Genomic DNA, 12593 nt, shown 5'->3' with positions numbered 1-12593 from the left:
AGCGAAGCGCGCTAAAGTTGAGGCGACCGTCCCCCTCTCAACGAGAAAGGCAGGTGGACCGTGGCCGAATTCGACCCGAATCCCCCTTTCCAAGAGTACGCGCACCCCGAGCGTCTCGTTTCCGCCCCGTGGCTGTCCGCGCGTCTGGGCGTCAATGGCCTACGCGTCGTCGAAGTAGATGAGGATTCCCTCCTCTACGACATTGGCCACATCCCGACTGCTATCCGCATTAATTTCCAGAAGGAGCTGCTCGATAGCACCACACGAGACCTCATTGATGAGGAAGCCTTCGCCGAGCTCCTTCGCTCCAAGGGCATTGAACGCGATGACACCGTGATTCTGTACGGCGACAAGTCCAATTGGTGGGCTGCGTTCGCCCTGTGGGTCTTCGAGCTGTACGGCCACCCAGATGTACGCCTTCTCGACGGCGGCCGCGATGCCTGGATGTCCGAGGAACGCGATACCTCCTTCATGGTCCCCGACCCCACCACCTCCTCCTACCCGGAGGTTAGCCGCGATGAATCAGCCCGCGTTTTCGTCGATGAGCTGCGCTCGTCCACCGCCTCGTTGGTGGACACCCGCAGCCCAGAGGAATTCTGCGGTGAGGCCACTCGCGAATCCGGCAACGGCGAGTCTCCCTACGGCACCACGATGACCTACGGTCACATCCCTAGCGCTGTCAATCTTGAGTGGGACCGCGCAGTCTACCCCAACGGCTGTTTCCGCACGCTCAGCGAGCTCAAAGTCAACTACGGTGAACTCGAGCCAGCGACCGAGACCATCCTTTATTCCCACGTTGGTGCCCAGGCAGCCCACACATGGTTCGTCCTCAAGTACCTGCTTGGCTTCAACAACCCGCGCGTCTACGACGGTTCGTGGGCCGAGTGGGGCAACATGGTGCGCATGCCGGTTGAGCGCTAGCAACACGCCGAAATGAGCCCGCATCCTTGCTGGTGCGGGTTTATTTTTTGACACGAAACCAAGATGTGAGGGTATCCTCATGTTTTTCTGTGCAAGAATAGTATGCAGTCCTATCAGAAATCATGGAGGAGGGTTCCTGCCGTGGCAGTTGAAACCAAGAACATCACCAAGGTCCTCGTGGCCAACCGCGGTGAGATTGCGGTCCGCGTCATCCGGGCGGCCCGCGACGCGGGCATTGCATCTGTAGCGGTCTACGCCGAGCCCGATGCCGACGCCCCATTCGTCACGCTGGCCGATGAAGCCTTTGCGCTCGGCGGCCAGACCTCCGCGGAGTCTTACCTCGACTTCACCAAGCTTCTCGACGCCGCCTCCAAGTCCGGTGCCGACGCCATCCACCCCGGCTACGGCTTCCTCTCTGAGAACGCCGAGTTCGCTCAAGCGGTCCTCGATGCCGGCCTCGTCTGGATCGGCCCGTCCCCACAATCCATTGCGGACCTCGGAGACAAGGTCACCGCGCGCCACATTGCTGAGCGCGCTGACGCCCCCATGGCGCCTGGCACTCCGGATCCAGTCAAGGATGCCGCCGAAGTCGAAGCCTTTGCCGACGAGCACGGCCTACCCATTGCCATCAAGGCCGCTTTTGGCGGCGGCGGCCGCGGCATGAAGGTGGCCCACACCCGCGAGGAAATTGCGGACCTGTACGAGTCCGCCACCCGCGAGGCAACCGCCGCCTTCGGCCGCGGCGAGTGCTTCGTCGAGCGCTACCTCGATAAGGCCCGCCATGTCGAGGCCCAGGTTTTGGCCGACCAGCACGGCAACGTCGTCGTCATGGGCACGCGCGACTGTTCCCTGCAGCGCCGTTTCCAGAAGCTCGTCGAGGAAGCCCCCGCTCCTTTCCTCACCGACGAGCAACGCGCCTCCATCCACGAATCTGCCAAGCGCATCTGCCGCGAGGCCGGTTACTACGGAGCCGGTACGGTGGAGTACCTCGTGGGCGCGGACGGACTCATCTCCTTCCTTGAGGTCAACACCCGCCTCCAGGTGGAGCACCCCGTCACCGAAGAGACCACAGGCTTCGACTTGGTCCGTGAGCAGTTCCGCATCGCCGAGGGCCGCGAGCTCTCCATTTCCGAGGACCCAACCCCACGCGGCCATGCTTTCGAGTTCCGTATTAACGGCGAGGATGCAGCCGCAGGCTTCATCCCGGCTCCGGGCACTATCGTGAGCTACTCCGAGCCATCCGGTCCGGGCGTGCGCATGGATTCCGGCGTACGTGAAGGCACCGTCGTGGGCGGCCAGTTCGATTCCATGCTGGCCAAGCTCATCGTGTGGGGCCCCGACCGCGCCACCGCCATCCAGCGCGCCCGGCGCGCGCTGTCGGAGTACCGCATCGAAGGCCTGCCCACGGTTATCCCCTTCCACCAAGCCATTCTCACTGATCCCGCTTTCGCTGCCGAGGACGGCAACTTCAAGGTCTACACCAAGTGGATCGAGGAAGAGTGGGTCAACGAGCTTCCCGAATACATCGACACCGCCGAAACCCCCGAGGACGAAGAACAAGAGGCAGCTCAGAAGTTCGTCGTCGAGGTGGGCGGCCGCCGCATCGAGGTGGCCCTGCCGGGCAACTTGCTGTTGGGCGGTGGCAACAAGCGCAAAAAGTCGAAGAAGCGTCGCGGAAAGGGGGCGTCGGCAAGCGTGTCCGGCGACACCGTAACCGCGCCGATGCAAGGCAGCGTCATCAAGGTCGCCGTCGAGGAAGGCCAAGAGGTCGAGGAAGGCGAGGTTGTTGTGGTCCTCGAAGCCATGAAGATGGAAAACCCCGTCAAGGCCCACAAGTCCGGCACCATCACCGACCTCAAGGTGTCCACCGGCGCGCAGATTAACAAGGGCGAGCCGATCCTGGAGATCAAGTAGTTCGCTAATACTTCCCTGCCGGCAGAGGTCGGAACGAAACTGTGACAAACCTTGCCTCGATTAGCACTGTTAAGTACTCTGTGACGTGATACCCCGGTGGAGCTCTGCTCCGGGTTACTGACCCGCTGAGTACTACTTGCCGGGGTGCTGACTTGTCACTTTGGGGGATGCAGCAGTGGCGCATCAGGATAGCCAGTGGATTACGCAATGGCTCTCAACACCGCGTTGGGAGCCATTTCTTCGTGCTGCCAATCAAGACGACGAAGCTGCATTAGCTCACGACCTCGCAGGGAGGCCCTTCATGCCTTCCGCTCAATCTTGAAGGTCGAGGCGCTACTGAACCCGCGACTCACACGCCATACCACCGCCACGAGTACCCTTCTCCGCACTATGAAGAATCCACCAGCTCCTCTCGAATCACTCAACGGGTAACTAAATTCAGAGATCAAGTAGCCTCGTAAGGCATGAGCGCTAACGATTCTGAGTTCGGCGTGCGGTTAGCCAAGGAGCACGACCGCACCTACCTCTCCCGTCTCCTCTTCCTCGCTGATGTACTCGGTGACGAGGACGCCCATCTTGGGGATTTCCACACGCCTGATGTAGGGATGTACGTCGACGAATGGTCACCCCACGTCGACGGCGGCGTCATCGCCGTGTCCAGCCACCGCGTCCCCGTCGGTGGTGCGTGGCTGCGCTACTACACCACAGAGGCCAAAGGCGCTGCCTACACCGGTAATCCGGAGGCCGATCCTTTTGATGAGTCCCAGTGGGCCACAGACCTCGACCCGGAGGAGATCCCCGAGCTTTTCCTTGCGGTGGAATCCCGCTACCGAGGCTTGGGCGCTGGGCGACGCCTCCTGCGCAACACTTGCGACCTCGCCGAGGCACAAGAGGCGCCCGCCGTATCGCTGTGGATTGAACCGGAGAACACCAGCGCTCGCAAGCTGTATGAATCCGAAGGTTTCGTCGACATCGATGTCCCTGGCCGCCCGGATGCCCACGTGATGCTCAAGCGTTTTTAGCAGCACAAGCCAACAACCGGTGTCGACTATACTCGACACTTGCTCGTTTTTTCCTAGAAGTGTCGACTATAATCGACACCATGGCTGACCTCATTCCTCGCCCAAACTATCTTGCAAAATTGCACGCGATCGAGGATCGCGACCTTGTGCGTATAGTCACGGGTGTGCGTCGCTGCGGAAAGTCCGCATTGCTTTCCTTATATCGACAGGATCTCCTCAACTCGGGAGTACCTGCTAAAGACATTCTCGTCATCAATTTTGAGGACGCACGTAATGATCGGCTCCGTGAGCCGCATGCCTTTCATGCTTTCGTCGAGGAAGCCCTAGACCAAGGGCTTCGCTATCTCCATGTCGACGAAGTGCAAGAGCTCGAAGACTGGGCAAGAATCATTAACTCGCTAAGGCTTAATGATGATCTCGAAATCACTCTCACTGGTTCGAATGCCTCTATGTTTGCTGGCGAATCCCTTACATATCTTGCCGGCCGCTACATAGAGCTTCGGATGCTCCCCTTGTCATTAAGCGAGTTCACTGCCTTCACCCACCGTGAAAAATCACGGCCAACGATACCGACTGCCGAAGACTTTTCCGCGTGGATGCGAATCGGCGGGTTCCCTGCAAGTGTGTTGGCAAACGATGTCGGAGTTGCCTCAGATTTCAATCGTGCGCTTTTCGATTCAATTTTTACCCGAGACATCGCTCTTCGTGGCCAAATCCGTGATACATCAACGTTCTTGCGGCTTGCTCAATTCATCTTCGATAATTCTGGTTCAGAACTATCCACCCGCCGAATCCGCGGAGTTCTTAAAGCAGATGGATACGCTAGCTCCTCTGAAACCATCGATCGCTACCTCGAGTTGATGGAGGACGCCCACCTGCTATACCGCTGTCGCAGCCGTGATACTAAGGGAAAACAATGGCTGAGAAGCAACGGTAAGTACTACTTCGTAGATCCTGGATTACGTAATGCCGTACTTGGTTCCCGTGATTTCAACCTGGGCCACGACCTTGAGAATATGGTGTTTCTCGAGCTTCTTCGCCGAGACTATGAGGTGTCCACTGGCTCAGTCCCAGACGGGGAAATAGATTTCATCGCAACTCGTGGGGATGACACCTTTTACGTGCAGGTAGCCTACGCCACCTCAGAACCTTCTACACTGGAACGAGAATTAGCCCCGTTCGCGCATACCCCGGCTGGCTCACGCTGCATACTCATCACGCTAGACCGATTTCCACCGCCGACAGGCCACGTCCATTGGGTCGATGGCCTTACGTTCTTGGCCGGACAAGACCTAACCCCTTAAATACAGAAACTAAACCCTCCTGCTTGGATGTTCTATCTCAGCAGGAGGGTTCAGCGGTTTTTCTAGTTGATGACGGCGATGAGGTCGCCGCCCTCAACCTTGGTGGCGGCGCCGATGGCGACGCGCTCGATGGTGCCATCCTTAGTGGCGGAGATGGAGGCTTCCATCTTCATGGCCTCAATGACGGCGATTTGATCGCCGGCCTTGACCTCGTCACCGACCTTGGCGGTCGGGTTAACCACGCCGGCAAACGGTGCGGCCACATGACCCTCGTTGGACGGGTCAGCCTTCTCCACGGTGGCGACGGTGGACTCAACGTTGTTATCGCGTACCTTAAGCGGGCGAATCTGGCCGTTGACGTTCAGCACAACGTTGCGGATGCCCTTCTCGTCCGGCTCACCCACTGCGTCGAGTCGCACGGTGACCGGCGTGAGATCCGCACGATCGGTGGAGCCTTCTGGGAAGTAATGAACGATGTAATCCTTGCCTTCTTCCAAGCCGTAGAAGAACACAGTGTCCGTCAGCGCCTCGGTGTTACCGAACTTGCGGCGGAACTCGTTGAACTCCTCAAACTGCTTCGGGAAGAGCAGGCGGTTGAGGGAGGCACGGCGCTCGTCAGAGTTCTCCGATGAGAGGTGCTCCTTCTCCTCCTCTGGGACGGGTTTGACGGCGACGTCGCCAGGCGTGCGGCCCTCAAGGACCTTGTCACGCAGCGGCGGCCAGCCGCCCGGAGGGGTACCAAGCTCACCGCGGAGGAAGGCAATGACGGAATCTGGGATGTCGTACTTGGTGGGGTTAGCCTCAAAGTCAGCCGGATCCACGCCTGCGCCCACGAGGTGCAGGGCCAGGTCACCGACCACCTTAGAAGACGGAGTGACCTTGGTCGGCCGGCCCAGCATCTCGTTGACGGCCGCGTAGGTGTCCTCGATGATTTCGAAGCGATCCTCCAAGCCCAGTGCGGTTGCCTGCGCACGCAGGTTGGACAGCTGGCCGCCCGGAATTTCGTGGCGGTAGACGCGGCCGGTCGGGCCAGGAATGCCCTTCTCGAACGGGTGGTAGAGCTGACGCACGGCCTCCCAGTAAGGCTCAAGGTCAGAGACGGCCTTGAGGGAAATACCGGTATCACGCGTGGAGTTAGAGAACGCCGCGATGATGGCAGACAGGGACGGCTGCGAGGTCGTACCTGCCAGCGGTGCGGAGGCACCATCGACGATGTCCGCGCCGGACAGAGCCGCGGCGTAGTAGGTCGCCAGCTGGCCACCCGCGGTGTCGTGCGTGTGCACGTGAACCGGCAGGTCAAATTCCTTGCGCAGTGCCATGACTAGCTTGGATGCGGACTCTGGGCGCAGCAAGCCCGCCATGTCTTTGATGGCCAAGACGTGGGCGCCGGTGTTGACGATCTCTTCCGCCAGCTTGAGGTAGTAATCCAGCGTGTAGAGCTTCTCATCTGGGGAGCACATGTCGCCAGAGTAGGCCATGGCAACCTCGGCCACGGTGGTGTTGGTCTCCAGGACAGCGTCGATAGCCGGGCGCATCTGGGTGACGTCGTTCAGCGCGTCAAAGATACGGAAGACATCGACTCCGGACTTGGCTGCTTCCTGGACGAAGCCAGTGCAGACATCGTTGGAGTATGGCGAGTAGCCCACGGTGTTGCGGCCGCGCAGCAGCATCTGGATGTTCTGGTTCGGCATGGCCTCACGCAGCAAGTCGAGGCGCACCCACGGATCCTCCTTGAGGAAGCGCATGGCGACGTCGTACGTTGCTCCGCCCCACGCCTCCACCGAGTACAGTTCCGGGGTCATGCGGGCTACGGCCTCAGCGGCGGTGACCAGCGCGGTACCACGCACGCGAGTGGCCAGCAGGGACTGGTGGGCATCGCGGAAGGTGGTATCGGTGACAGCGAGGGCATCCTGCTTGCGGATCTTCTCTGCCCACTTCTTCGGTCCAAGCTCCAGAAGTTCATCGCGGGAACCGCGCGGCACCTCCGAAGAGAAGTCCAGGTCCGGCAGTTTATCGAAGGGACGCAGGGTGGTCGGGCGCTCGCCATTTGGCTTATTCACGGTAACGTCCGCGATGTAGTCGATAATTCGGCCCGACTCATCCACGGCCGGCGGGGCCTTGAGCAGATCCGGGTGCTCCGCGATGAAGCTCGTGTCAACGCGGGTGTTGACGAAGTCCGGCTCGCGTAGCAAAGCACGCAGGAAGCCGATGTTAGTGGCCACGCCGGCCACAGTAAACTCGTTCAGCGCACGCTGGGCACGAGCAACAGACTGCTCGAACGTCGCGCCGCGGCAGGTCATCTTGACCAGCAAGGAGTCAAAGTTCGGAGAAATCTCCGCACCAACAGCCGTTGCACCGTCAAGACGCACGCCCGCACCACCCGGGGAACGGTACTGAGTCAACGTACCGGTATCCGGGCGGAAGCCGTTGGAAGGATCTTCGGTGGTAATACGGCACTGCAGGGCCGCACCGTTGATGTGAATCTCTTCCTGCTTGAGGCCAAGCTCTTCGAGTGAGAAACCTGCGGCAATCTGCATCTGAGACTTCACAATGTCCACACCCGTGATCTCCTCGGTCACGGTGTGCTCCACCTGCACGCGCGGGTTCATTTCGATGAAGACGTGGTTGCCCTTCTCATCCACGAGGAACTCGACAGTACCGGCGCCTTCGTAGTTGATGTGCTCACAGAACTTCACGGCGTCCGCACAGATGCGGTCACGCAGCTCCGGATCCAACGTCGGCGCCGGAGCTATCTCCACAACCTTTTGGTGGCGACGCTGTACGGAGCAGTCGCGCTCATAGAGGTGCATGACATTGCCCTGCGAGTCACCCAGAATCTGCACCTCGATGTGCTGCGGACGGATGACTGCGGTCTCAAGGTAAACGTGACCGTCACCGAAGGCAGCCTCCGCTTCACGGGAAGCCTCCGCACACTTAGTCTTGAGCTCTGCCTCATTCTCAATGAAGCGCATACCGCGGCCGCCGCCACCAGCAACTGCCTTTACGAAGATGGGGTAGTTAAAGTCCTTCGCGTACTCTGCTAGCTCCTCAACATCCGTTGACGGCTTCGAGTCCTTCAATGTGGGCAGCCCAGCTTCCTCGGCGGCGGTCACTGCTGCGGACTTATCACCGGTCAGGTCGAGGGTTTCCGGGGTTGGGCCGATGAACTTGATGCCATTATCGCGGCAGGCGCGGGCCAAGTCAGCACGCTCCGACAGGAAGCCATAGCCTGGGTAAATTGCATCCGCACCGGACTTCTTAGCGGCACGAATAACCTCATCAATGTCGAGGTATGCCTTGACCGGCTGCCCCTCGGTACCGATGCGCACTGCCTCATTGGCGAACGCACGGTGGAAGGAATTGCGATCCTCTTTGGGATAAATGGCGACCGTCTTGGCACCAACCTCAAAAGCGGCACGGAAGGCACGCACGGCAATTTCACCGCGATTGGCCACCAAGACCTTAGAAAAGGATTTGTGGGCGGTATCAGACACTGGGAGTAATCCTTTCAGATAAGCACGATACAGATCTCAGGGTAGTGCCCTTCGGTCTCACGCGGGTGAAAATCGACAGATAGGTCAACAGAAATTCAGATCCTGTGAATATCCTGGTCAGTGAAATGCGAAAAGACCAGCGCACAGGATTAGCACGCTGGCCTTATTCTCACTTCGCTAGATTTCCTTCGGCGGAACGGAGCGCTGCTCCTTGCCGTTGTAGGCAGACAGCGGGCGGATGAGCGAGTTGTTTTCGTTCTGCTCCACGATGTGTGCGGTCCAGCCGGTGATGCGGGCCATCACGAAGATCGGGGTGAAGAACTCGATGTCGAAGCCCAGGATGTGGTAGGCGGGGCCAGCCGGGAAATCCAGGTTCGGCTGGATCTTGATGGAGGTGTTCTCGTACATGGTCTTGGCCATGACCTCGTACATCTCCACCCACTGCTCCTGGCCGTGGTCCTTGGCCAGCTCGCGGAAGGCAGCCTCCATGGTCGGAACACGGGAGTCACCGTTCTTGTACACGCGGTGACCAAAGCCCATGACGAGCTCCTTGTTCTTGAGCTTGTTCAGCGTCCACTCCTCAACCTTGGCCGGGTCACCGACCTCGAGGAAGTTCTTCATCACGGCCTCATTCGCACCACCGTGCAGCGGGCCCTTCAGCGCACCGATAGCAGCGGTGACAGCAGAGTAGGTATCCGACATCGTCGAGGTCACCACGCGGCCAGCGAAGGTGGACGCGTTGAAGGAGTGCTCAGCGTAGAGGATGAGGGACTTGTCAAAGGCCTCGATGTCGGAGCGGGACGTAGCCGGGGAGCCTTCTTCATCACCGAAGACCATCCACAGGAAGTTCTCCGCAAAGCCCTTCTTACGGGAGGGCTCAATGTAGCCCTCGCCGCGGCGGCGGCGGATATCAAGCGCCACGATGGTCGGCAGCTTGGCCATCAGCTCCAGTGCGGTGCGGCGGATGTGCTCGGAGTCCTTGGTGTACTCCTCCGGATCCTGGGAGCCGATGAAGGAGACTGCGGTGCGCAGAACGTCCATCGGGTGGCAGGACTTCGGCATGGAGGTAATGAGGTCGATGAGGTGGCGGTCCAAGTGGCGTAGTGCCTTCTCACGGGCGGAGAAGCGCACGAGCTCACCCTGGCTCGGCAGCTCACCGTTCCACAGCAGGTAGGCCACTTCCTCGAAAGAGCAGTAGCGGGCCAGCTCCTGGACCGGGTAGCCGCGGTAGGTCAGGGAGTTGGTCTCCGGGACGACCTTGGAAATGGCGGTCTCATCGACGACGACACCGTATAGGCCCTTGCGAATCTCTGGGGTCTCAGACATGGTATTTCTCCTTATGTGGGGGCCTAGCGTGTCGGCTAGGCCGGGGGTATTAGTCAAAAGTGGGCTTGTAGCTGTCCTTGGAGTACGTGAACACGCTCTGGTCGAAGGCGTTGTACTCGTCGTAACGAACAAGCTCGTAAAGGCGGGAGCGGTGTTGCATGCGCTCGAGCCATTCCTCGGATTGCAGGCCGGTTTTCTGCATGTCGCGAAGGAAGTCTTCGGTAGCGCCCATGGCCACGCGCAGGGTGGACACCGGCCAGATGACGGCGTTGTAGCCCAAGTCTTCAATGCGCTTAGCCGACAGCAGCTCGGTCTTGCCGAACTCCGTCATGTTGGCCAGCAGTGGGGTATCCACGGCGGCGCGGAACTTTTCGAAGTCCTCGGGCGAGTACAGAGCCTCGGTGAAGATGAGGTCTGCGCCGGCATCGGCGTAGGCCTTGGCGCGCTCGATGGCGTCATCAATGCCGTGGATGCCGGCGGCATCCGTGCGGGCACAGATGATGAAGTTCTCATCGCGGCGCTCGTTGACGGCGGCGGTGATGCGGCGAACCATGAGATCCGTCGGCACCACTTCCTTGCCATCGAGGTGGCCACAGCGCTTCGGGTTGACTTGGTCTTCGAGGTGGCAGCCGGCCAGGCCGGCGTCCTCCAGCGCGGCGACGGTGCGGGCGGCGGACATGGGTTCGCCGAAGCCGGTGTCGGCGTCGACAAGCACCGGCAAATCCGTGGCGCGGGCGATGTGCCCGGCGCGCTGCGCTACCTCGGTCAACGTGGTCAGTCCAATGTCCGGGAGACCCAGGTCGTTAGCCAGCACCGCTCCGGAGACGTAGACGCCGCCGAAGCTACCGAGATCCTGGATGAGGCGCGCGGTCAGCGGGTTGAAGGCGCCCGGCAGCGTGGTGATTTCTGGTGCGTTCAGCGCGTCGCGGAAGCTCTTGCGCTTGTCTGCATTGCTGATAGTGGAACCAAACAGGCCAGCCATTTAGAACAGTCCCTTCGGGGTCTCGGGTGCGGTGGCGATGGCTTCGTCGGTGAGGCGAACGTTGAGCTCACTGAGGTCCGTGAGGTTCTCCAGGTCCTGCGCAGCCTTGAGGAAGCGCTCCTGCTCCTCCTCCGAGACCTTGCCAGCGGCGAGCTTCTTGAACTTGTTGATGTACTCCTCGCGGCCGAAGGGGCGGGCGCCGAGCGGGTGGGCGTCGGCCACCGCGCGCTCATCCTCCACCACGGTGCCATCCTTGAAGGTGATGACGGCCTTGCCACCGAAAGCCTTCTCCTCCAGGTTGGTGGAGTGGTAGCGGCGGGTCCACTCCGGGTCCTCAACGGTGGAAATCTTGTGCCACAGCTCGATGGTGTCCTGGCGGTGCTTGCGCTCATCAGAGTAGGAGGTCTCGTAATCCCACTCGCCGTCCTGAAGGGCCACGGCGAAGATGTACATGATGGAGTGGTCCAGGGTCTCACGGGAGGCGTTCGGATCCATCTTCTGCGGGTCATTAGCACCGGTGCCGATGACGTAGTGCGTGTGGTGCGAGGTGTGGAGGACGATGGACTCGATATCCTCGGTCTTCAGGCCCTTGTCAGCCAGTGTCTTCTTTAACGCGAAGGCCATATCAATCGGGGCCTGTGCCTGGTACTCCGCAGAGTGCTCCTTGGTATAGGTGTCCAAGATGGCGCGCTTTTCCTCACCCTCCGCCGGAAGCGGAACGGTGTAGGTGTGTTTTGGGGAGTGCAACATCCACGCGATGAAGCCGTCCTCACCTTCCCAGATAGGGGCCGGTGCACCCTCGCCACGCATAGAGCGGTCGACGGCTTCGATGCCCATCTTGCCAGCGAAGGCCGGGGCGTAGGCCTTCCAGGAGGAAATGAGGCCCTTGCGGGACTGGCGGGTAGCAGTGGTGGTGTGCAGCGCCTGGCCGATGGCCTGGTAGATGGTCTCGACGTCGAGATTCAGCATGGTGCCAATACCGGCTGCCACGGACGGGCCCAGGTGCGCCACGTGGTCAATCTTCCATTCGTGGAGGCAGATGCCCTTGACCAGGTTGACCTGAATTTCGTAGCCGGTGGCGATGCCGCGGATGAGGTCCTTGCCGGTCAGGCCCTTGTGCTGAGCCACGGCGAGAATCGGCGGGATGTTATCACCCGGGTGGGAGTAGTCAGCGGCGAGGAAGGTGTCATGGTAATCCAGCTCGCGAACAGCAGTGCCGTTCGCCAGTGCTGCCCACTCGGCGGAGTAGGTACCGTCCACTCCGAAGATGGTGGCGCCGCTTTCCGACGTCTCATGGGCCTGCGCAATCACTCGCGCCGAGGTCACGGGACGGCGCGTAGCTGAGGCCACAGCAACACTGGCGTTGTCGATGATGCGGTTAATGATCATCTCGGTGGTCTCGGCCGGAACCTCGACCGGATCGGCGGCTACCTTAGCAATCTTGTGGGCGAGGTGTTCTTCGATGGGGAAATTCTCAGCGGACTTGCGGGTCCGTACTTCGTGGTTAATCAACGTGTTCTCCTCTTGGGCGACTACTTTGAGTGCGATAGCCATCACATTAATTCGCGTTCCGTGTGGCCCGCCACATGTGTAAACTGCGTATATCTGTTGCACGTATTTGCGTTACGTG

General features: G+C 60.3%; 8 protein-coding genes. 4 read left to right on the top strand and 4 right to left on the bottom strand.

What is annotated here, in order from left to right:
* Positions 1–60: 60 nt before the first annotated feature.
* From CSING_RS02920 to CSING_RS02905, 4 genes are all read left to right on the top strand, one after another.
* Complete coding sequence (locus tag CSING_RS02920) at positions 61–921, top strand: sulfurtransferase (protein ID WP_042529557.1); 861 nt, start codon at positions 61–63, stop codon at positions 919–921.
* A 141-nt stretch (positions 922–1062) separates the two neighbouring features.
* Complete coding sequence (locus tag CSING_RS02915) at positions 1063–2835, top strand: ATP-binding protein (RefSeq protein WP_042529555.1); 1773 nt, start codon at positions 1063–1065, stop codon at positions 2833–2835.
* 464 nt (positions 2836–3299) lie between these two features.
* Positions 3300–3857 (top strand): GNAT family N-acetyltransferase, encoded by a 558-nt coding sequence (locus CSING_RS02910; protein ID WP_042529554.1) that lies wholly within the window; start codon positions 3300–3302, stop codon positions 3855–3857.
* Positions 3858–3937: 80 nt separating this feature from the next.
* A complete protein-coding gene (locus CSING_RS02905) occupies positions 3938–5161 on the top strand; it encodes an ATP-binding protein (protein WP_052471365.1) in 1224 nt (407 codons plus the stop codon).
* 62 nt (positions 5162–5223) lie between these two features.
* Here the strand turns inward: CSING_RS02905 and CSING_RS02900 are convergent, their stop codons facing one another.
* From CSING_RS02900 to prpD, 4 genes are all read right to left on the bottom strand, one after another.
* Positions 5224–8655, bottom strand: a complete 3432-nt coding sequence (locus CSING_RS02900) for a pyruvate carboxylase (protein WP_042529552.1) — start codon at positions 8653–8655, stop codon at positions 5224–5226.
* Between the two features lie 177 nt (positions 8656–8832).
* Positions 8833–9981, bottom strand: a complete 1149-nt coding sequence (locus CSING_RS02895) for a bifunctional 2-methylcitrate synthase/citrate synthase (protein ID WP_042529550.1) — start codon at positions 9979–9981, stop codon at positions 8833–8835.
* A gap of 49 nt (positions 9982–10030) precedes the next feature.
* Positions 10031–10963 (bottom strand): methylisocitrate lyase, encoded by a 933-nt coding sequence (prpB, locus tag CSING_RS02890; protein WP_042529548.1) that lies wholly within the window; start codon positions 10961–10963, stop codon positions 10031–10033.
* Positions 10964–12475: a 2-methylcitrate dehydratase PrpD gene (prpD, locus tag CSING_RS02885; protein WP_042533058.1), complete on the bottom strand. Its 1512-nt coding sequence runs from the start codon at positions 12473–12475 to the stop codon at positions 10964–10966.
* Positions 12476–12593 lie beyond the last annotated feature (118 nt).

Origin of the sequence: Corynebacterium singulare (genome assembly GCF_000833575.1) — a bacterium.
GTDB lineage: Bacteria > Actinomycetota > Actinomycetes > Mycobacteriales > Mycobacteriaceae > Corynebacterium > Corynebacterium singulare.
The sequence above is the reverse complement of the archived record's forward strand: the minus strand, read 5'-3'. Positions and strand labels throughout refer to the sequence as shown.